General features: G+C 73.1%; 19 protein-coding genes. 8 read left to right on the top strand and 11 right to left on the bottom strand.

The annotated features are described in order from the left end of the window. Nucleotides 1–118: 118 nt before the first annotated feature. The 3 genes from AC07DA_RS10725 to AC07DA_RS10715 all read left to right on the top strand — a co-directional run bounded on the left by AC07DA_RS10725 (nucleotide 119) and on the right by AC07DA_RS10715 (nucleotide 2204). On the top strand, nucleotides 119–1192 hold the full coding sequence (locus AC07DA_RS10725) for a sialidase family protein (RefSeq protein WP_479126574.1): 1074 nt from the start codon (nucleotides 119–121) through the stop codon (nucleotides 1190–1192). Nucleotides 1193–1230: 38 nt separating this feature from the next. Beyond that, a complete protein-coding gene (gene npdG, locus AC07DA_RS10720; protein WP_479126572.1) occupies nucleotides 1231–1950 on the top strand; it encodes an NADPH-dependent F420 reductase in 720 nt (239 codons plus the stop codon). A 74-nt stretch (nucleotides 1951–2024) separates the two neighbouring features. After that, nucleotides 2025–2204: a hypothetical protein gene (locus AC07DA_RS10715; protein WP_479126570.1), complete on the top strand. Its 180-nt coding sequence runs from the start codon at nucleotides 2025–2027 to the stop codon at nucleotides 2202–2204. 4 nt (nucleotides 2205–2208) lie between these two features. Here AC07DA_RS10715 and AC07DA_RS10710 read toward each other — a convergent pair whose 3' ends face one another. Further along, complete coding sequence (locus AC07DA_RS10710; protein WP_479126568.1) at nucleotides 2209–3009, bottom strand: site-2 protease family protein; 801 nt, start codon at nucleotides 3007–3009, stop codon at nucleotides 2209–2211. A 104-nt stretch (nucleotides 3010–3113) separates the two neighbouring features. On the opposite strand from AC07DA_RS10710, the gene AC07DA_RS10705 reads away from it, so the two are divergent. Together AC07DA_RS10705 and AC07DA_RS10700 are read left to right on the top strand one after the other, a co-directional pair. Beyond that, on the top strand, nucleotides 3114–3710 hold the full coding sequence (locus tag AC07DA_RS10705) for a DUF6578 domain-containing protein (protein ID WP_479126566.1): 597 nt from the start codon (nucleotides 3114–3116) through the stop codon (nucleotides 3708–3710). Nucleotides 3711–3733: 23 nt separating this feature from the next. Beyond that, a complete protein-coding gene (locus tag AC07DA_RS10700; RefSeq protein ID WP_479126564.1) occupies nucleotides 3734–7066 on the top strand; it encodes an AfsR/SARP family transcriptional regulator in 3333 nt (1110 codons plus the stop codon). A gap of 20 nt (nucleotides 7067–7086) precedes the next feature. On the opposite strand, the gene AC07DA_RS10695 is transcribed toward AC07DA_RS10700, so the two are convergent. After that, nucleotides 7087–7905: an ABC transporter permease gene (locus AC07DA_RS10695; RefSeq protein WP_479126562.1), complete on the bottom strand. Its 819-nt coding sequence runs from the start codon at nucleotides 7903–7905 to the stop codon at nucleotides 7087–7089. After that, nucleotides 7902–8921 carry an ATP-binding cassette domain-containing protein gene (locus tag AC07DA_RS10690; protein ID WP_479126560.1) on the bottom strand — a complete coding sequence of 340 codons (1020 nt, stop codon included), beginning with the start codon at nucleotides 8919–8921 and terminating at the stop codon, nucleotides 7902–7904. The genes AC07DA_RS10695 and AC07DA_RS10690 overlap by 4 nt, the downstream gene beginning before the upstream one ends. Before the next feature lie 193 nt (nucleotides 8922–9114). On the opposite strand from AC07DA_RS10690, the gene AC07DA_RS10685 reads away from it, so the two are divergent. Continuing rightward, nucleotides 9115–9612 (top strand): O-methyltransferase, encoded by a 498-nt coding sequence (locus AC07DA_RS10685; RefSeq protein ID WP_479126558.1) that lies wholly within the window; start codon nucleotides 9115–9117, stop codon nucleotides 9610–9612. 54 nt (nucleotides 9613–9666) lie between these two features. On the opposite strand, the gene AC07DA_RS10680 is transcribed toward AC07DA_RS10685, so the two are convergent. Then, a complete protein-coding gene (locus AC07DA_RS10680; RefSeq protein WP_479126726.1) occupies nucleotides 9667–10926 on the bottom strand; it encodes an MFS transporter in 1260 nt (419 codons plus the stop codon). Nucleotides 10927–11020: 94 nt separating this feature from the next. Next, complete coding sequence (locus AC07DA_RS10675; protein ID WP_479126556.1) at nucleotides 11021–12073, bottom strand: endonuclease/exonuclease/phosphatase family protein; 1053 nt, start codon at nucleotides 12071–12073, stop codon at nucleotides 11021–11023. A gap of 324 nt (nucleotides 12074–12397) precedes the next feature. Here AC07DA_RS10675 and panB point away from each other — a divergent pair, with 324 nt between their 5' ends. Then, the gene (panB, locus tag AC07DA_RS10670; RefSeq protein ID WP_479126554.1) at nucleotides 12398–13270 is read left to right on the top strand and encodes a 3-methyl-2-oxobutanoate hydroxymethyltransferase; all 873 of its coding nucleotides are present in this window, start codon (nucleotides 12398–12400) and stop codon (nucleotides 13268–13270) included. A gap of 82 nt (nucleotides 13271–13352) precedes the next feature. Here the strand turns inward: panB and AC07DA_RS10665 are convergent, their stop codons facing one another. The 5 genes from AC07DA_RS10665 to AC07DA_RS10645 form a co-directional block, all read right to left on the bottom strand. Continuing rightward, nucleotides 13353–13745 carry a VOC family protein gene (locus AC07DA_RS10665; RefSeq protein WP_479126552.1) on the bottom strand — a complete coding sequence of 131 codons (393 nt, stop codon included), beginning with the start codon at nucleotides 13743–13745 and terminating at the stop codon, nucleotides 13353–13355. Beyond that, nucleotides 13742–14044, bottom strand: a complete 303-nt coding sequence (locus AC07DA_RS10660; protein WP_479126550.1) for an ArsR/SmtB family transcription factor — start codon at nucleotides 14042–14044, stop codon at nucleotides 13742–13744. The genes AC07DA_RS10665 and AC07DA_RS10660 overlap by 4 nt, the downstream gene beginning before the upstream one ends. A gap of 54 nt (nucleotides 14045–14098) precedes the next feature. Further along, nucleotides 14099–15853 (bottom strand): NAD+ synthase, encoded by a 1755-nt coding sequence (locus AC07DA_RS10655; protein ID WP_479126548.1) that lies wholly within the window; start codon nucleotides 15851–15853, stop codon nucleotides 14099–14101. A 144-nt stretch (nucleotides 15854–15997) separates the two neighbouring features. After that, nucleotides 15998–16618 (bottom strand): DUF305 domain-containing protein, encoded by a 621-nt coding sequence (locus AC07DA_RS10650; RefSeq protein ID WP_479126546.1) that lies wholly within the window; start codon nucleotides 16616–16618, stop codon nucleotides 15998–16000. Further along, complete coding sequence (locus AC07DA_RS10645; protein ID WP_479126544.1) at nucleotides 16615–17280, bottom strand: DUF3105 domain-containing protein; 666 nt, start codon at nucleotides 17278–17280, stop codon at nucleotides 16615–16617. The genes AC07DA_RS10650 and AC07DA_RS10645 overlap by 4 nt, the downstream gene beginning before the upstream one ends. A gap of 186 nt (nucleotides 17281–17466) precedes the next feature. Here AC07DA_RS10645 and AC07DA_RS10640 point away from each other — a divergent pair, with 186 nt between their 5' ends. Then, on the top strand, nucleotides 17467–17952 hold the full coding sequence (locus tag AC07DA_RS10640; protein ID WP_479126542.1) for an RrF2 family transcriptional regulator: 486 nt from the start codon (nucleotides 17467–17469) through the stop codon (nucleotides 17950–17952). Here the strand turns inward: AC07DA_RS10640 and AC07DA_RS10635 are convergent. Beyond that, a complete protein-coding gene (locus tag AC07DA_RS10635) occupies nucleotides 17907–19094 on the bottom strand; it encodes a globin domain-containing protein (protein WP_479126540.1) in 1188 nt (395 codons plus the stop codon). The genes AC07DA_RS10640 and AC07DA_RS10635 overlap by 46 nt on opposite strands. Nucleotides 19095–19260: the final 166 nt, after the last annotated feature.

Raw genomic sequence — 19260 nt, 5'->3', positions numbered from 1 at the left:
GGGACGCATCCTGCCCCGACCGGCCAATCGTGACGCGGAGTTCACCACGCATTCGCCCGGCCTGGGTAGGCGGCCCGGTCACGCATTCCGTCGTCGAACGCCCGGAGGAGCCCCGCCGATGACCGAGACCAGCGTCCCCTTCCGCGCCGGCCGGGAGGGATACGCCAGTTTCCGCATCCCCGCCGTCGTCGCCGCGCGCAGCGGCACCCTGCTCGCCTTCTGCGAGGGCCGGGTCGGCTCCCGGGACGACTTCGGGAACATCGACATCGTGCTGAAGCGCTCCACGGACGGCGGCCGCACCTGGGGTCCGCTCCAGGTCGCCGCGCGCAACGGCGACGCCCTCGCCGGCAACCCGGCCCCCGTCGTCCTCGGCACCGGCCGCGTCCTGCTGGTGCACGTGCGCAACGCCGCCCCGGCCACCGAGGACGCCATCCGGCGCGGCGAGGTGAGCGCGGCCGACGGGCGCCGCGTGTGGGTGCAGCACAGCGACGACGAGGGCCTGACGTGGTCCGTGCCGCGGGAGATCACCCAGGAGACCAAGAAGCCGCAGTGGCGCTGGTACGCCACCACCCCCGGCCACGCGATCCAGCTGAGCACCGGCCGGGTCGTCGTCCCCGCCAACCACTCCCTGCCGCCCGCCGGCACCGACACCGGCACGGAGGGCAGGTACAACGGCGGCCACTGCCTGCTCAGCGACGACGCGGGCGCCACCTGGCGGATCGGCTACGTCGACGACAACCCCGACGGCTACATCAACGCCAACGAGACCACCGCCGCCGAACTGCCCGACGGGCGCGTCTACGTCAACACCCGCAACGACTCCCCCTCACCCGGCACCCGCGCCGACGCCCACTCCGCCGACGGCGGGCAGACCCTGGTGAAGCCCTTCCGTCCGCAGGCGGGCCTGTCCGCGCCCGTGTGCCAGGCGAGCGTCCTCCAGCTCCGCGACCCCGACCTCCTGCTGTACTCCGGCCCCGCCGACCCCGGCTTCCGCGCCCTGATGACGATCCGCGCCTCCACCGACGGCGGCACCACCTGGCGCCCGGCCCACACGGTGGACGGACTGCCCGCCGCCTACTCCGACCTCGTCCGCGTCGACCAGGACACCGTGGGGCTGCTGTACGAGACCGGCGACTTCGGCGCCTACGAGACGATCACCTTCCGGCGGGTGCCGGTGGCGGCGCTGACCTGAGCCGGTCGGGGCGGGGGCACGGTCGTAGAGTCGGGGCCATGACCTCTACCGACAGTGCTGCCACCGACAACGCCCAGAAGGCCCCCGCCAAGGACCCCTGGGACCTGCCCGACGTCTCCGGACTCGTCGTCGGGGTGCTCGGCGGGACCGGGCCGCAGGGCAAGGGCCTCGCCTACCGGCTCGCCAAGGCCGGGCAGAAGGTGATCATCGGCTCGCGGGCCGCCGACCGCGCGCGGGCCGCCGCGGAGGAGATCGGCCACGGCGTCGAGGGCGCCGACAACGCCGAGACCGCGCGCCGCAGCGACATCGTGATCGTCGCCGTGCCGTGGGACGGCCACGGCAAGACCCTGGAGTCCCTGCGCGGGGAACTGGCCGGCAAGCTCGTCGTCGACTGCGTCAACCCGCTCGGCTTCGACAAGAAGGGCGCCTACGCCCTCAAGCCCGAGGAGGGCAGCGCCGCCGAGCAGGCCGCGGCGCTGCTGCCGGACTCCAGGGTCACCGCCGCCTTCCACCACCTGTCGGCCGTGCTGCTGCAGGACCCGGAGATCGACGAGATCGACACCGACGTGATGGTGCTCGGCGAGGTCCGCGCCGACGTGGAGATCGTCCAGGCCCTCGCCGGGCGCATCCCCGGCATGCGCGGCGTCTTCGCCGGGCGGCTGCGCAACGCCCACCAGGTGGAGTCGCTGGTGGCGAACCTGATCTCCGTCAACCGCCGGTACAAGGCGCACGCGGGACTCCGGGTCACCGACGTGTGAGCCGGTGAGACGCATGGGGGACACTGGACGGCATCAGCAGTGCCCGCAGTGTCCCCCGACAGGAGTCGACCGAGATGCCCCGCCTTGCCGTTTACGCCCTGATCGTCTGCGTCCTCTCCGTGGCGGCGGCCGTGGTCTCCTTCGTGGAGGGCAGCTGGCTGGGGATCGTCTGGGTGCTGCTGGCGGGCCTGTCGTCCAACATGTGCTGGTACTACCTCAAGCGCGGCAAGCAGCGGAAGTCCGTCACGGGCTGAGCCGTCAGGGCGCGGCCGCGCAGAACTCGTCCGAGCCCTGCCAGAAGCGGTACAGCTCCTGGCCGCAGTACGTCTCGAAGTCGCTGATGCCGAGCGACTTCAGGATCGCGTCGACCACGTCGAAGAACACGCCGTTCACCGCGGGCAGCCACAGCAGCGCGAACACGAACAGCAGGCCGAACGGCGCGAACGGCTCCACCTGGCGCCGGACGTCGTACGACAGCCACGGCTCGATCACCCCGTAGCCGTCCAGGCCCGGCACCGGCAGGAAGTTCAGCAGCGCGGCCGTCACCTGCAGCAGCGCCAGGAACGCCAGGGCGAAGCGGAAGTCGCTCGGCACGCCGTCCAGCGCGTCCAGCCAGAACGGGGCGGTGCACACGACGGCGAACAGCACGTTGGTCAGCGGGCCCGCCGCCGAGATCACACTGTGCTTCCAGCGCCCGCGGATCCGCCCGCGCTCGATGAACACCGCGCCGCCGGGCAGGCCGATCCCGCCCATGATCACGAAGATCACCGGCAGCACGATGCTGAGCAGCGCGTGCGTGTACTTCAGCGGGTTCAGGGTCAGGTAGCCCTTCGCGCCGACCGAGATGTCGCCGCTGTGCAGGGCCGTGCGCGCGTGCGCGTACTCGTGCAGGCACAGCGAGACGATCCACGCCGCCGTCACGAACAGGAACACGGCGACCCCGGGCTGCTCGGCGAACTCGGTCCAGGTCGCCCACCCCGTGACCGCCGTCACGGCCAGGATCCCGACGAACACGGGACTGATCCGCCGCTCGCTGTGGCGGCTGATGGCGGTGGTCATGGGACTCCCTGCACTCTCGGACACGCGGTGGGACGGCCCGACGGTACCGGGCGCGGGGGGAAAACGTCTCGCGCGGGGCGGCCGGTTCCGGGGAGGCTGGGCGCATGGGGCTCTGGCACGTGATCTACGAAGACTGGCAGATGGAGTGCTGCGGCACGGCGTTCTCGGTGGGGGACGAGGTGAGCTGGCCCCTGCTCTTCGCGGACGCGGACGACGTGTTCGGCGGCGGCTGGCACGACCAGCTCACCGAGATCGGCGGGCCGGTGGAGGACGTGGACGGTGTGCGGGTGGTGCGCGAGGACAGCGGCCTCACGGTCGCCCTCGGCACGGGCCTCGGCGACGACGAGGCCCGGCTGCCCGAGCGGGGGAGCCGCTTCCGGGCGGCCGGGCTGCTGTCCGTCGAACGGCACGGCGCGCGGTGGCCCGAGGTGCGCGGCCGGGTCCGTGCGGTACAAGTGCTGTCCCAGGCCTACGCGGAGACCGCGCCCGGCTCGCGCACGTGGGAGCCGGTCGCGGGGGAGCGGCGGCTGCGGGCGGTACGGCGGTGCCCGGGACGGTTCGCGGAGGGGGAGGCGCAACGGGGACGGCAGTGGAGGGAGGCCGCGGTGCTGGCGACCCTGGACGTCCCGGACACCGACTCCCGGCTCTCCCGCGCCAGGCCCTGGGCATCCCGCCCCCGCCCCGCCGTCGGGCCGTCGTGACCGCCCCTCTGCCACCGGAGACAATGGACCCCGTGCACTACCGCATCCTCGGCACCACCCAGGCGATCCGCGCCGACGGCACGCCCGTTCCGGTCGGTGGGGCGCGGTTGCGCGCGCTGCTGACCGTGCTCGCCCTGCGCACGGGGCGCACCGTGCCCGCCGGGATGCTCGTGGACGAGGTGTGGGCGGGGGACCCGCCCGCCGACGCGGCGGGCGCGCTGCAGGCGCTGATCGGGCGGTTGCGGCGGGCGCTCGGGCCGGACGCGGTCGCCTCCGCCGAGGGCGGGTACCGGCTCACGGCCGCGTCCGACGACATCGACCTGCACCGCTTCGAGCGGCTGGCCGGTGAAGGGCTGCGGGCCCTGGCCGACGGCGACCCCGCCAAGGCCGCCGTGGTGCTCGACGACGCCCTCGCCCTGTGGCGCGACCCCGTCCTCGCCGACCTGCCCGACCGCACCGCCGAGGCGGCCCGCCGGGAGGCCCGCCGCCTGGACGTGCTGCGCGCCCGCCACGGCGCCGCCCTCGCCCTCGGCCAGGCCGAGCAGGCGCTGCCCGAACTGACCGCCCTGTGCGACGACCGCCCCCTGGACGAACCCCTTCAGGCGCTGCGCCTGCGCGCCCTGCGCGACGCCGGCCGCACCGCCGAGGCCCTCGCCGCCTACGACGACGTACGGCGGCTCCTCGCCGACCGGCTGGGCACCGACCCGGGGCCGGAACTGCGGTCCCTGCACGCGGAGTTGCTGGCCGCGCCGGACGGCGGCGACGGACCCCGGCCCGCCGCGGGCCCGGCCGCCCGCGCGGCGGCGTCCCCGGCGCCGCCGACCGCCCCGGCCCCCTCCGCCCCCGGCAACCTGCGCGCCCGCCTCACCTCCTTCATCGGCCGCGAGAGCGACATCGAGACGATCCGCGGGGACCTCGCGGCGGCCCGCCTGGTCACCCTGCTGGGCCCCGGCGGCGCCGGGAAGACCCGCCTGTCGCAGGAGGCCGCCGAGACCGTACGGCACGCCATGCCCGGCGGGGTGTGGCTGGCCGAACTGGCCCCCGTCGACGACCCCGCCGCCGTCCCGGAAGCCGTGCTCACCGCCGTCGGCGCCCGCGAGACCGTCCTGTACGGCGCGGGCGCCGAGGGCATCCGGGCGGCCGTCTCCGACCGTCTCGACGACCCCGTCGAACGCCTCGCCGAGCACTGTTCCCGCCCCGGCATGCTGCTCATCCTGGACAACTGCGAGCACGTCGCCGACGCCGCCGCCCGCCTCACCGGGGAGTTGCTGGAGCGCTGCCCCGGCCTGACCGTCCTCGCCACCAGCCGCGAACCCCTCGGCGTCCCGGGCGAGTTGCTGCGGCCGGTGGAGCCGCTGCCGGAGCCGGTCGCGCTGCGGCTGCTCGCCGAGCGGGGCGCGGCGGCCCGGCCCGGTTTCCGCGTCGAGGACGACCCCGGGGCCTGCGCGGAGATCTGCCGGCGCCTGGACGGCCTGCCCCTCGCCATCGAACTCGCCGCCGCCCGGCTGCGGATGCTCACCCCCCGCCAGATCGCCGACCGGCTCGACGACCGCTTCCGCCTGCTCACCTCCGGCAGCCGCACCCTCCTGCCCCGCCAGCAGACCCTCAGAGCCGTCGTCGACTGGTCCTGGGACCTGCTCGACGAGGACGAACGGGACGTCCTGCGGCGCCTTTCGGTGTTCGCCGGCGGCTGCGACCTGTCCGCCGCCGAGGCCGTGTGCGGGCCGGTCGCCCTGGAGGCGCTCGGCTCGCTCGTCGACCGCTCCCTGGTCGTGGCCGGCCCGCCCGGCGACCCGGCCGACGGCGAGATGCGCTACCGGCTGCTGGAGACCGTCGCCGAGTACGCGGCCGAACGGCTGGAGGAGTCCGGGCGGCGTGCCGAGGCCGAGCGGGCCCATCTGACGTACTTCCGCGAATTCGCCCGCACCACCGACCCGTTGCTGCGCGGCCCGGACCAGCTCGCCGCCATCCACCGGCTGGAGCGGGAGTACGAGAACCTGCGCACCGCCCTGCGCCACGCCGTCGCCCTGCGCGACGAGCAGGAGGCGCTGTGCCTGGCCCTGTCCCTGGTCTGGTACTGGCAGATGCGCGACCTGCGCATCGAGGCCCGCAACTGGTGCCGCGAGGTCATGGCCCTCGGCCCCGACCCCTTCGCCGAGCCCGTCCGCCGGGCCGCCCCCGTGTGGCAGCGCTGCACCGACGCCCCGCCCCCGATGGCCGGAGAGGTCCTGTGGGAGGCCCGGCGCGGGGTCCACCTGGCCCATCTCGCCTGTATGGACACCGAACTGGACGCCTGGCAGAACCCGCGCTCCCAGCAGAAGCTGCGGACCATCTCGCTGACCTACGAGCCCGGCCTGCCGCAGAACTGCCGGCTGCCCGGCCTGCTGTGGTTCTTCGCCGTGATGCTGACCGGCGACATGGAGCGGCTGCGCGTCGTCATCGACGCCTCCGTCGACACCTGCCGGCGGACCCCGGGCTTCGACTGGGAGCTCGCCTCCGGCCTGCAGATGCGGGCCAACTTCCTCGCCAACCGCACCGACTGGGCCGGTGACGCGGCCCGCGACGCCGACGAGTCGCTGGAGATCTACCGACGCCTGGGCGACTCGTGGGGCACCGCCGAGGCCCTCTCCGCCCGCGCCGAGGCCCACGAACGCAAGGGTGACCACGCACGCGCGGCGGCCGACTACGAGGCCGCCATCGAGCACGCCGAGCACCTCGGCGCCCGGGCCCAGGCCGCCGTCCTCAGCGCCCGGCTGGGCAGCGCCCTGCTGGAGGCGGGCGAGGACGAACGCGGCGAACGGCTGCTGCGCGAGGTGATCGCCCAGCACGAGGACTCGCACAGCGAGGCCATGCCCGCCGCGCGCCTGTTCCTGGCCGGCTGGCTCGGCATGACGGGCCGCGTCCCCGAGGCGCGCGAGCACCTGCGGCGGCTGCGCCAGGACTTCCGCATCGCCCACTTCATCGTCTTCGACGCGTTCATCCTCGGCGCGGAGGCCGCGCTCGACGCCACCGAGGGACGGTACGAGGAGTGCCTGGGCCGGATCCGCAAAGGGCTGGAGCGGGCCGCCGACCCGCTGTCCGAAGCCATCACGCCCCACATGCGCTCGGGTTACCTGATCATCGGCGCGCGGGCCCTGGCCGCCCTCGACGGCGGCCGCCGCGCCCGGGACGCCGCCCGCTGCCTGGGCGCCTTCGACGCCCTGCTGCCGCCCGGCCACGTCGCCCAGCGGCAGGAGCGGGCGACCCGCGAGCACACGGAGCGCATGGCCCGTGCGCACCTCGGCGACCAGGCCTACGCGGCGGCGTACGCGGAGGGCGGCGGCCTCTGCCTGGAGGAGGCCACCGCCCTGCTGTGACGCGGATCCGGGTCGGCGGGTCAGTTCTTCGTGCGGAACTTGTGGATGGCGACCGGTGCCATCACGGCCGTGATCGCCACCGACCAGCCCAGCGTCACCCACAGGTCGTGCGCGACGGGCCCGCCGATCATCAGGCCGCGCGCGGCGTCCGCCAGGGTCGACAGCGGGTTGTAGTCGGTGAACGCCTGCAGCCAGCCCGGCATCGACGTTGTCGGCGCGAAGATCGACGAGCCGAACTGGAGCGGGAACAGCACCAGGAAGCCCATCGCCTGCACGGACTGCGCGTTCTTCAGCATCACGCCCAGGGTGAGGAACACCCACATGATGGACGAGGCGAACGCGGTGGACAGAGCCACGGTCGCGAGCAGCCCCGGCCAGTTCGTGATCTCGAAGCCGACCGCGACGGCGACGATCATCAGCACGGCCGTCGCGAACAGCATCCGCAGCAGCTCCACCGAGATCTTCGCGAACAGCACCGAGCCGCGCCCGATCGGCAGGGACCGGAAGCGGTCCATGACACCGGAGTTGAAGTCCTGGCTGAAGCCCGTGCCGACGCCCTGGGACAGGGTCATGCTCATCATCGCGATCATGCCGGGGATGACGTACTGCACGTACCGGTCCTGCCCGCCGCCCAGCGCCTGCCCGATCGAGCCGCCGAAGACGAACACGAACAGCAGGGTGAAGATGACCGGCATCAGCAGAGCGTCGGCCATCGACTCCGGGTCCTTGCGGATCCACAGCAGGTTGCGGCGGACCAGGGCCCCGGTGTGCCGCAGGTGGCCGCGCAGCGGGATACGGGCGTCCGCCTCGGTGTCGTGGACGGTGACGGCGGCGCTCATACGGCGGCCTCCTGGAGGTCTTCGGCGGGCACGGCGTCCTGCGGGGCACTGGCGCGGTGGCCGGTGAGGGACAGGAACACCTCGTCCAGACTGGGCAGTTCGGTGGTGATGGAGGACAGCGTGATGCCGCGCGCGGTGACCGCGCCGACCACCGCGGTCAGCTGCTCGTCGCTGAGGATCGGCACCAGGACGTCACCGCGGTCGGTGTCCACGGTCGTGGTGGCCAGCCCGGTGATCCCCAGGTCGTCCAGCGCGCCGGCGAGGGGCCGCAGCTGTGCGGGATCGGCCGGGCGGATCCGCAGTGCCCGGCCGCCGACCTTCGCCTTCAGCTCCTCGATCGCGCCGCCGGCGATGACCTGGCCGCGGTCGACGACCGTCAGCTCGGAGGCGAGCTGCTCGGCCTCCTCCATGTACTGGGTGGTGAGCAGCACGGTGACCCCGTCGCCGACCATGCGCTTGACCTCGTCCCACACCTCGTTGCGGGTGCGCGGGTCGAGGCCGGTGGTCGGCTCGTCGAGGAAGAGCACGGCCGGTGCCCCGATCATGGACGCGGCCAGGTCCAGCCGCCGCCGCATGCCCCCGGAGTACGTCGCCGCGGGCCGCTTGGCCGCCTCGGTGAGCGAGAAGCGCTCCAGCAGCTCGTCGGCTCGGTTGCGGGCGTTCCTGCGGGGCAGGTCGAGCAGCCGCCCGATCATGTACAGGTTCTCCCAGCCGGAGAGCTTCTCGTCCACGGAGGCGTACTGCCCGGTGAGCCCGATCACCCGCCGCAGCTGCCGGGGCTGCCGTACGGCGTCGTAGCCGGCCACGGTGGCCCGGCCCGAGTCGGGGGCGAGCAGGGTGGACAGGATCCGTACCAGGGTCGTCTTCCCGGCCCCGTTCGGTCCGAGGACCCCCATGACGGTGCCCTCCCGCACATCCAGGTCGACCCCGTCCAGCGCCCTGGTCTCGCCGTAGTGCTTCACCAGCCCCCGCACGGTCACCGCGGCGCCGCCGGCGTCTTTTCCGATTCGCGTCATGCCACCGACGGTGTCAGCCCCCGCCGACAAATCACCGACAGACCGCCGACAGCCCGCCGACAGCCCGTCCCGGCTGCCCGTTCCGGCGGTGCGCGACGGCGCGGCCGGGTAGCGTCGGGCCTTTGCGGAGGCGGATCCGGGCAGGTCGGATCCGGGCACGGGAGGGGATCCGGGCATGAGAGGGGATCCGGGCATGAGCGAGCGGGACGTTCCGCCCCGCGTCCTGGCCGCCGCCAAGCCCGGGGGCGTGGTCGCCGAGAGCGGGACCGGGTCGGGGGTGGGGACCGCCTGGCTGCTCAGCGGCCTCGGGGCCGGTGCCCGGCTGGTCACCGTGGAACGGGACGAGGAGCTGGCCCGCCGCGCCGCCGGGGTCTTCGCGGACGACAGCCGCGTCCGGGTGCTCACCGGCGACTGGCGGCTGCTCGAACGGCACGCCCCGTTCGACGTGTTCTTCTGCGACGGCGGCGGCAAGCGGGACGACCCCGGGCGGGTCGTCGAACTGCTCGCGCCCGGCGGAATGCTCGTCCTGGACGACTTCACCCCGTCGCCCGAGTGGCCGCCCCGGTTCGAGGGGGAGGTGGACGAGTTGCGGCTGTTCTACCTGACGCACCCGGAGCTCGACGCCGCGGAGGTCCTGACGACGCCGGCCAGTTCGGCCGTGGTCGCCACGCGGCGCCGGGCCCGGCCGTAGACACGGCGGCAGCCCGTGGGCCGGGGCCCACGGGCTGCCGTCCGCCGGGAACCGTCAGTGGCGCACCGCCTCGGCCTCCCGCGGGAGGTGGCTCGCCACGACCCGCTCGCGCCCGGCGACCGGAGCCCGGCGCCGGTCCACGACGGCGGCCAGCGACGCGACGCCCAGGCCGAGGACGGCCAGCGCCGCGCCGGCCAGGGCCGGGGAGGTGACCCCGAAGCCGGCGGCCAGGGCCAGGCCGCCGATCCAGGCACCGCCCGCGTTGGCCAGGTTGAAGGCGGCCTGGTTGGCCGAGGAGGCCAGGGAGGGGGCCGAGGAGGCCTTCTCCATGACCATCAGCTGCAACGGGGAGCCGGTGGCGAAGGCCGCCGTGCCGAGCAGGACCACCGCGACGGCGGCGGTCAGCTCCGTGCGCATGAGCAGCGGGAACAGCGCCAGGACCGCCACGAGCGCGACCAGGCCGCCGAACAGCGTGCCCCGCAGGGAGTGGTCGGCGAGCCGGCCGCCGAGCAGGTTGCCCGCGGTCGCGCCGACGCCGAACAGCGCCAGCAGCAGGGTCACGCTGGCGCCGGCGTAGCCGGCGGCGTCCGTGAGCATCGGGGTGATGTAGCTGTAGGCGGCGAACAGGGCGCCGAAGCCCGCGACGGTCGTGCCGAGCGACAGCCAGACCGGGACCGAGCGCAGGGCGGCGAGTTCGCCGCGCAGGCCCTGGGCGGTGGCGTGCTCGTGGTCGTGCGGGATGAGCAACGCGAGCGCCGCGATGGCCGCCAGGCCGATGGCGCCGACGCCGAGGAAGGTCGCCCGCCAGCCGAGCTGCTGGCCCATGAGGGTCGCGACCGGCACGCCCACGACGTTCGCGACCGTCAGGCCGAGGAACATCAGGGACACCGAGCGCGCCTTGCGTTCGGGCGCGACCATGTTCGTGGCCACGACGGCGCCCACGCCGAAGAAGGCGCCGTGCGGCAGTCCGCTCAGGAAGCGGGCGGCGAGCAGCCAGCCGTGGCCGGGCGCGAGGGCCGACAGGGCGTTGCCCACGACGAACAGTCCCATCAGGGCGATCAGGACCGTGCGGCGGGACATCCGGGCGGTGAGCGCCGCCAGCAGCGGGGCGCCGATGACGACGCCGAGCGCGTACGCCGAGACCAGGTGGCCGGCGCTGGGGATCGAGATGTTCAGGTCGTCCGCGACATCGGGCAGCAGCCCCATCATCACGAACTCGGTGGTGCCGATGCCGAAGGCACCCACGGCCAGGGCGAGCAGGGCCAGGGGCATGAAGAACCTTTCGAGACTTGCGTGGTGATCCGTACGTCGTATGTTCAAGTACGGAACAAAGTCTCGCAGGCGCACTATTCCACGAGGTGAAGCCGAGGTGGCCGAATCCCACCCGAACCGCTCTGACCTGCGCTTTTCAGGAACCGCTTGTGGCGACACTCACACGGGCGGCGACGGGCAGGTGGTCGCTGCCGGTCTTCGGCAGGGTCCACGAGCTCTGCGGCTCCAGGCCGCGGACCATGATCTGGTCGATGCGCGCCATCGGGAACGAGGCCGGCCAGCTGAAGCCGAAGCCACTGCCCACCGCGCCCTGCGTGGAACGCATCTGGGAGGTGACGGCGTTGAGCGCGCGGTCGTTCATCGTGCCGTTCAGGTCGCCGAGCAGCACGACGTTGCGCAGCGGTTCGTGCGCGATGGCCTCGCCCAGGTAGTCGGCGCTGCGGTCGCGCTGCCGGGCCGTGAACCCGGCCTCCATCTTCACGCGCACGGACGGCAGATGGGCCACGTAGACGGCGACCTGCCCGGCCGGGGCGGTCACGGTGGCGCGCATGGCCCGCGTCCAGCCCATGTCGAGGTCGACCGCCCGGACACCGCTGAGCGGGTACTTGCTCCACACGCCGACCGTGCCCTCGACCGCGTGGTAGCGGTACGTCGACGCCAGTGCCCGCTCGTACGCCGGGACCGCGGCCGGGGACAGCTCCTCCAGCGCCAGTACGTCCGCGCCGGAGGCGGCCACGTCCCGGGCGGTGCCGGACGGGTCCGGGTTCTCGGCGTTGACGTTGTGCGTGACCACGGTGAGGTCGCCGCCGCCGGCCGTCTTGTCGCTGAGCTGGCCCCCGAAGAGGTTGAACCAGACCACGGTCGGCGCCAGCACCGCGACCAGCGCCGTGGCCGACCTGCGCACCAGGGCCAGCAGGAGCAGCACCGGGACGAACAGCCCGAGCCAGGGCAGGAACGTCTCGATCAGGCTGCCCAGGTTGCCGACGGCGTTGGGGATCTGCGCGTGCAGCAGCATCACCACGGCCAGCAGCACCGCGCACCCGGCCACCACCAGTCCGCGCCGCCAGATCCGTGGGTCGCCCCGCCAGCCGCTCAGCAGCCGGTCCGACAGGCGCCGAAGCCGGGTTCCGCGGTGCTCGGGCCCCGAGCCGCCGTTGTCCGTCTCCGTCATGTACGCCTGCTGCGCCATACCGTCGCCTCACTACCTGCCGTGCACACCATCGCCCCCCGTGTCCTTACGACCCTAGGGGATGATCCGTTCCGTTCCCGCCGTCCCGCGGCGGCCGTACGGGGGCGAGGACGTTCGAGCCCGTCCGGCGAGTTCCGGTCACGGCCCCCGGAAGCGTGCTCTGTGACGAAACGCGCACACTGGGGCCGGGCTCACCCGGAACCGACGGCCGGTGAGCGGAACTCACAGGGGCTCCCCTGGCCCTCGATGGCACAAGGTGCCACCATGGACGTGGTCCGGGGACGCCGTCAGGGCGCCTCGAGATGACGTGTTAGGAGCCGTGCCATGACGCAGCTTCCGGCTGCCCAGACTGCGACGAAGCCCTCCGACGGCGGCAAGACGCTGTACGGGGGCAAGGGGACCCGCCGCATCACCGTGCGCGACATCGCCGCCGCCAAGGAGCGCGGCGAGAAGTGGCCCATGCTCACCGCCTACGACGCGATGACCGCCTCCGTCTTCGACGAGGCCGGCATCCCGGTCATGCTCGTCGGCGACTCGGCGGGCAACTGCCACCTGGGGTACGAGACCACCGTGCCCGTGACCCTCGACGAGATGACCATGCTGTCGGCGGCGGTCGTGCGGGGCACCTCGCGCGCCCTGATCGTCGGTGACCTGCCCTTCGGCTCCTACCAGGAGGGTCCGGTCCAGGCGCTGCGCTCGGCGACCCGGCTGGTGAAGGAGGCGGGCGTACAGGCCGTGAAGCTGGAGGGGGGCGAGCGGTCGCACGAGCAGATCCGGCTGCTCGTCGAGTCCGGCATCCCGGTCATGGCGCACATCGGGCTGACCCCGCAGTCCGTCAACGCCATGGGTTACCGCGTGCAGGGGCGGGGCGAGGAGGCGGCCCAGCAGCTGCTGCGGGACGCCAAGGCCGTGCAGGACGCGGGCGCCTTCGCCGTGGTCCTGGAGCTGGTGCCCGCCGAGCTCGCGGCCGAGGTGACGCGGGTGCTGCACATCCCGACCGTGGGGATCGGGGCGGGCCCGCAGACGGACGCGCAGGTGCTGGTGTGGACCGACATGCTGGGTCTGACCGGCGGGCGCGTGCCGAAGTTCGTGAAGCAGTACGCGAACCTGCGCGAGGTCATGGGGAACGCCGCGAAGGCGTTCGCCGAGGACGTGGTCGGCGGAACGTTCCCGCAGGAGGAGCACTCCGTCCACTGAGCCACTGCGGTACCACGACAGCCCCGCCGATCTTCCCCCGTCGGCGGGGCTGTCCCCTTGCGGCGCCCGAGGGCTTTGGAGGCTACTCGGGCTGCGTCGCGATCTGGATCAGGTTGCCGCAGGTGTCGTCGAAGACGGCGGTGGTGACGGGGCCCATCTCCACGGGCTCCTGGGTGAAGTGGACGCCGAGGGCGCGCAGGCGCTCGTACTCGGCGTGCACGTCGGTGACGGCGAACTGGGCGAGCGGGATGCCGTCGGCGACCAGGGCGTCGCGGTAGGGCTTGACGGCCGGGTGACCGGCGGGCTCCAGCAGGAGTTCCGTGCCGCCCGGCTCCTCCGGGGAGACCACGGTCAGCCACCGGTCCCGCTCGCCGACCGGGACGTCGTGCTTCTTCACGAAGCCGAGGACCTCGGTGTAGAAGCGCAGGGCTTTGGCCTGGTCGTCGACGAAGACGCTGGTCAGGTGGATCCTCATGGCGTGCTCTCTTCCGGTCGGGAGGCGTCGGGTGCCGGCCATCGCTCGGTGATGTGCCGCAGCGGGGCCGTGTTCAGGTCGTGGAACTTGTAGCGGCCCTCCCGCCGGGTCTCGACGAGCCCGGCGGCCTCCAGCACCGCGAGGTGCTGGGAGACCGCCTGGCGCGAGATGCCGAGCCGGTGCTTCATGCTCAGCCGCGAGCAGATCTCGAACAGGGTCTGTCCGGACTTCTCCGCGAGCTCGTCGAGGATGGTGCGACGGGTGGGGTCGGCCAAGGCTTTGAAAAGGTCGTCGGCCATGACTCCAGCATAGGCAAGTGACCACTTGCCTATCAAGTCCCTCGCCCCGGCGCGTCAGACCGACTCGCGCCACCCGTTGGTGATCGGCAGGCGCCGGTCCTTGCCGAACCCCTTCGCCGAGATCTTCGTCCCCGGCGGGTACTGCCGCCGCTTGTACTCGGCCGTGTCGACCATGCGCAGGGTCTTCACGACCAGCTCGCGGTCGAAGCCGGCCGCGACGATCTCGTCCGCGCCGCGGTCCCGGTCGACGTACAGCTCCAGGATCGCGTCGAGCACCGGGTAGTCCGGCAGCGAGTCCGTGTCCACCTGGCCCGGGCGCAGCTCCGCGCTCGGCGGCTTGGTGAGGGAGTTCTCCGGGATCGGCGGGGTCTGCCCGCGCTCCCGGGCCGCCCGGTTGCGCCACTCCGCCAGCCGGAAGACCGACGTCTTGTACACGTCCTTGATCGGGCCGTACGCGCCGACGGAGTCGCCGTAGAGCGTGGAGTAGCCGACCGCGAGCTCGGACTTGTTGCCGGGGGCCAGGACGATGTGGCCCTCCTGGTTGGAGATGGCCATCAGCAGCGTGCCGCGCAGGCGCGACTGGAGGTTCTCCTCCGCCAGGCCCGTCAGGCCCAGCGAGCCCATGTAGGCGTCGAACATCGGCTCGATGGGGACCGTGCGGTAGTTGAGGCCCGTACGGCGGGCCAGCTCGGCCGCGTCGTCCTTGGAGTGGTCCGAGGAGTACTTCGACGGCATCGACACGCCGTACACGTTCTCCGCGCCCAGCGCGTCGCAGGCGATCGCCGCGACCAGGGCCGAGTCGATGCCGCCCGACAGGCCGATCAGCACCGACTCGAAGCCGTTCTTCGCCACGTACGCCCGCAGGCCCACGACCAGCGCCGAGTAGACCTCCTCGTCGTCGTCCAGCCGGTCCGCGTAGCCGCCCGTCAGCTCGGGCTCGTAGGCCGGCAGCGGTTCCTCGGAGAGCACCACGCGGTCGATGCGCAGACCGTCGTCGACCACGCCCGCCGGCGCGTCCGCGGCCGCCGCCGGCAGGTCGAGGTCCAGGACCACGCAGCCCTCGGAGAACTGCGGCGCCCGCGCCACGACCTCGCCGTCCTTGTCGACGACGATCGAGTCGCCGTCGAAGACCAGTTCGTCCTGGCCGCCGATCATGGCCAGGTAGGCCGTGGTGCAGCCGGCCTCCTGCGCCCGCTTGCGCACCAGCTCCAGCCGCGTGTCGTCCTTGTTGCGCTCGTAGGGGGAGGCGTTGATCGAGAGGAGCAGGCCCGCCTTCGCCGAACGGGCGGCGGGGACGCGGCCGCCGTCCTGCCAGAGGTCCTCGCAGATGGCCAGGGCGACGTCCACCCCGTGCACGCGCAGCACCGGCATGCTGTCGCCGGGCACGAAGTAGCGGAACTCGTCGAAGACGCCGTAGTTCGGCAGGTGGTGCTTGGCGTAGGTCAGGACCACCTCGCCGCCGTACAGCACCGCCCCCGCGTTCCGCGGCGCGCCGGCCGGCTGGCCGTACTTCGGCTGGGCGGTCTCGCTGCGGTCGAGATAGCCGACGATCACCGGCAGCCGGCCGAGGCCCTCGCCGGCCAGACGGGCGGCGAGCGCGCGCAGCGCCGCCCGGGAGGCCTCCACGAAGGACGACCTGAGAGCCAGGTCCTCGACGGGATACCCGGTCAGCGCCATCTCCGGGAACGCCACGAGATGCGCTCCCTGCTCGGCGGAGTGCCGGGTCCAGCGGACGATCGACTCGGCGTTCCCGGCGAGGTCGCCGACGCTCGAGTCGATCTGGTTCAGGGCGAGACGTAGTTGAGGCACGAGGTCAGTGTAATCGTCAGAGCGACGCAATGGGGTGGTGTGGGCCATCCCACACCCCCTGCCGCCGTACGGCCGTCAGCGCCGGTGCGACCGTGCCGGAAAGGAAGGCGGCTCGGGGCCGGAGGCCGGTCCGGGTCTCACGCCCTACGGGCGGGGCGCGGCGCCCCGCGCCTTGAGCAGGTCCGCCATGAGCCCGATCTCCGACTGCTGCGCGTCCACCATGCCCTGCGCGAGCCGCTTCTCCACCCCGACCGTGCACTTCTCCACACAGCCCCGCGCCATGTGGATGCCGCCCTCGTGGTGGTCCGTCATCAACTGCAGGTAGTAGATCTCCGCCTGCTTGCCGCTGAGTTCGCCGAGTCTCTTCATCTCGGTGTTCGTCGCCATGCCCGGCATCAGCGCGCCGTCCTTGCCGGTGGCCATGCCGCCCATGTCCATCCAGGCCATCGGGGGCTCGGAGGACACCTTGGGCAGGCCCCACAGGTCGAGCCAGCCCAGCATCATGCCGCGCTGGTTGGCCTGGGTCTGCGCGATGTCGTAGGCGAGGCGGCGCACCTCCTCGTCCTCGGTGCGGTCGCGCACGATGTACGACATCTCCACCGCCTGCTGGTGGTGCACCGCCATGTCGCGCGCGAACCCGGCGTCGGCGGACTCGGCGGAGGGGGTCGTGCCGCCGCCGTCGTCCCCGGCGACGGCGTAGGTGATCGCGCCGGCCGCGACGAGCGCCGTCGCCGCGGCCCCGGCGACCAGACCGACGTGCCTCACTGCGACAGCCCGTTGGTGCAGGCGGCACCCGGCTCGGGGGTCTGCTCGCCCTGGACGAACTTCTCGAAGAACTTGTCGACGTTCGGGTCGTCCGCGCCCGTCACGGTGCGCTGGTGACCCCACGCCGAGAGCATGATCGGGTCCTTCTGGTCGTCCATCGGGCTCATCAGCGTGTACGGCGTCTTCTTCACCTTGGCCGCGAGCGCGTCGACGTCGGCCTTCTTCGCGGCGGCGTTGTACGTCACCCACACCGCGCCGTGCTCCAGCGAGTGCACGGCGTTGGTGTTGTTGATCTCCTTGGTGTAGACGTCGCCGTTGCAGTTCATCCACACCTGGTTGTGGTCGCCGCCGACGGGGGGCTCGGAGGCGTACTTCACGGCCTTGGTGACGTGGTTGCGGGAGAGCTTGCCCTCCCAGGTCCTCACGCCGTCCTTGCCGGTGACGAACCTGCCCTTGCCCGAGGAGTCGCTCGCCGCGGCGTCGCCGCCGTCGCCGGACTGGGACCGCACGAGCACGACGCCGCCGGCGACCAGGCCGCCGACGATCACGACACTGGCCACGATGGTGAGGATCCGGTTGCGCCGCTCACGGGCCTGCTCGGCACGCCGCATCTCCTCTATTCGCGCCTTGCGTGCCGTGTTGCTCTTCTTGGCGGAGCCCATGAGGTGTCCTTCGCGGGAAAAGTGGGACGGTCGGGTGGCCTGATCGTAATGGGGGAGGCGCTGCCCCTCGTAGGGCGGCAGCGGGAAAGGGCCGAATCGATACGGCACCGACAGCTGCCCGACAGCTTCGGCCGCCGCGGTCCCGGTGATTTGGACGGCCGGGACCCGCTTGCCTACGCTGCCCGCATGCGGCTGCTGCGCTCCACCGACCTGGCCTTGCGGGTCCTGATGCGGCTCGCCGTCGCGGGCGGGTCGAGTCCGACGACCCGGGAGGTCGCGGACGGCATGGGCGTGCCGTACACCCACCTGGCCAAGGTCGTCGCCGAGCTGCGGCACCGTGGACTGCTGACGGCCCGCCGGGGCCGCGGCGGCGGACTCGCCCTCACCGCGCAGGGCCGCACGGCGTCGGTGGGAGCCGTGGTCCGCGCCTTCGAGGGCGAGGGCGACGTGGTCGACTGCGAGGGCCCGGTCCCCTGCCCCCTGAACTCCGCCTGCCGCCTGCGCGGCGCCCTGCGCCGGGCCCAGGAGGCGTTCTTCGCCTCCCTGGACCCGCTCACGGTGGCGGACATCGCGGCGGAGCCCACCGGGGCCCTGCTGTTCGGGATCTCGCGGGGCCCCCGGGACGCTCAGTCCCGACCGGCCAGCCACAGGTCCGGTCCGAACACCTCGTAGTGGATGTCGGCCGGGGCCACCCCCTTGGCGATCAGCTGGGCCCGCACGGACCGCATGAAGGGCAGGGGACCGCACAGGTACGCGCACGTGCCCGGCGCGACCGGGACCTCGGCGAGGTCGACCAGTCCGGTGCGGGCACCGGGCGGGGCGTCCCGCTCGTACCAGAGGTGCAGCGCCGCGTCCGGCAGCTTGCCCGCCCAGGACTCGTGGTCGGCGCGCAGGGCGTGGGTGGCGGGTGAGCGGTCGCCGTGGACGACGGTGACCGGGGCGCGGTGCCCCGAGCCGGCGAGGTGGGCCAGCAGCGCGGTGATCGGGGTGACGCCGATGCCCGCCGAGGCCAGCAGCAGGGGGGTGTCGGGGGCGGCGTCCAGGACCAGGTCGCCGTAGGCCTCGGACAGCTCCAGGACGTCGCCCTTCCGCACCCGCGCGTGCAGGTGGTGGGAGACCTCGCCGTCGGGGGCGCCGTCGCCGCGCACGCGCTTGACGCTGATCTGCCGCAGGGCCGGGCCCGGTGCCCCGGAGAGGCTGTACTGCCGTATCTGCCGGGCGCCGTCCGGGAGGGTGACGCGGACGGAGACGTACTGGCCGGCGGAGAAGTCCCGCACGGGACCGCCGTCGGCGGGCCGCAACCGGAACGTGACCACGTCCGGGGTCTCGGTGACCCGCTCGACGACCTCCCAGGGCCGCCAGGCCGGCCCGCCGCGCTCCTCGCGCAGCCGCCGCTCGACGGCGATCAGGGCGTTCGCCATCAGCCAGTAGACCTCGTCCCAGGCCGCGGCGACCTCGGGCGTGACGGCGTCGCCGAGTACGTCCGCGATGGCGGCGAACAGGTGCTCGTGGACGATGCCGTACTGCCCGGCGGTGACGCCGAGGGAGGCGTGTTTGTGGGCGATGCGCCGCAGCATCGCGTCGGGCCGCTGCCCGGGGTGGTCCAGCAGGTGCGCGGCGAAGGCGGCGATGGAGCCGGCGAGCGCCCGCCGCTGGGCGCCGGAGGCCTGGTTGCCCCGGTTGAACAGGTCGCGCAGCAGCTCCGGGTGGGAGGCGAACAGACCGGTGTAGAAGCGCTCGGTGATCGTGTCCAGGGTCGCGCCGACGGCGGGGAGGGTGGCGCGGACGGTGGCGGCGGACTGCTCGGACAGCATCGGTGCTCCTCGAAGCTCGGCTGCGCGCACGCTATTTAAGTGGTATGAGAGATGCAAATTATGGGGTGGGGGGACCGAAACGGACCGGCCGTTACGGACGCCGGGGCGAGCAGGCACTATGGGCTCAAGAGCACTCCACCCGCCGTACGCGGGTCGTCCGGTCCCC

Source organism: Streptomyces sp. NPDC044921 (assembly GCF_056432865.1).
Note: the sequence above shows the minus strand (reverse complement) of the source record. Positions and strands in the feature narration are given on the sequence as shown.

Coding starts and splice junctions, on each gene's coding strand:
- AC07DA_RS10725 (WP_479126574.1), top strand. CDS start 119: ATGACCGAGACCAGCGTCCCCTTCCGCGCCGGCCGGGAGGGATACGCC.
- npdG (WP_479126572.1), top strand. CDS start 1,231: ATGACCTCTACCGACAGTGCTGCCACCGACAACGCCCAGAAGGCCCCC.
- AC07DA_RS10715 (WP_479126570.1), top strand. CDS start 2,025: ATGCCCCGCCTTGCCGTTTACGCCCTGATCGTCTGCGTCCTCTCCGTG.
- AC07DA_RS10710 (WP_479126568.1), bottom strand. CDS start 3,009: ATGACCACCGCCATCAGCCGCCACAGCGAGCGGCGGATCAGTCCCGTG.
- AC07DA_RS10705 (WP_479126566.1), top strand. CDS start 3,114: ATGGGGCTCTGGCACGTGATCTACGAAGACTGGCAGATGGAGTGCTGC.
- AC07DA_RS10700 (WP_479126564.1), top strand. CDS start 3,734: ATGGACCCCGTGCACTACCGCATCCTCGGCACCACCCAGGCGATCCGC.
- AC07DA_RS10695 (WP_479126562.1), bottom strand. CDS start 7,905: ATGAGCGCCGCCGTCACCGTCCACGACACCGAGGCGGACGCCCGTATC.
- AC07DA_RS10690 (WP_479126560.1), bottom strand. CDS start 8,921: ATGACGCGAATCGGAAAAGACGCCGGCGGCGCCGCGGTGACCGTGCGG.
- AC07DA_RS10685 (WP_479126558.1), top strand. CDS start 9,115: ATGAGCGAGCGGGACGTTCCGCCCCGCGTCCTGGCCGCCGCCAAGCCC.
- AC07DA_RS10675 (WP_479126556.1), bottom strand. CDS start 12,073: ATGGCGCAGCAGGCGTACATGACGGAGACGGACAACGGCGGCTCGGGG.
- panB (WP_479126554.1), top strand. CDS start 12,398: ATGACGCAGCTTCCGGCTGCCCAGACTGCGACGAAGCCCTCCGACGGC.
- AC07DA_RS10665 (WP_479126552.1), bottom strand. CDS start 13,745: ATGAGGATCCACCTGACCAGCGTCTTCGTCGACGACCAGGCCAAAGCC.
- AC07DA_RS10660 (WP_479126550.1), bottom strand. CDS start 14,044: ATGGCCGACGACCTTTTCAAAGCCTTGGCCGACCCCACCCGTCGCACC.
- AC07DA_RS10645 (WP_479126544.1), bottom strand. CDS start 17,280: ATGGGCTCCGCCAAGAAGAGCAACACGGCACGCAAGGCGCGAATAGAG.
- AC07DA_RS10640 (WP_479126542.1), top strand. CDS start 17,467: ATGCGGCTGCTGCGCTCCACCGACCTGGCCTTGCGGGTCCTGATGCGG.
- AC07DA_RS10635 (WP_479126540.1), bottom strand. CDS start 19,094: ATGCTGTCCGAGCAGTCCGCCGCCACCGTCCGCGCCACCCTCCCCGCC.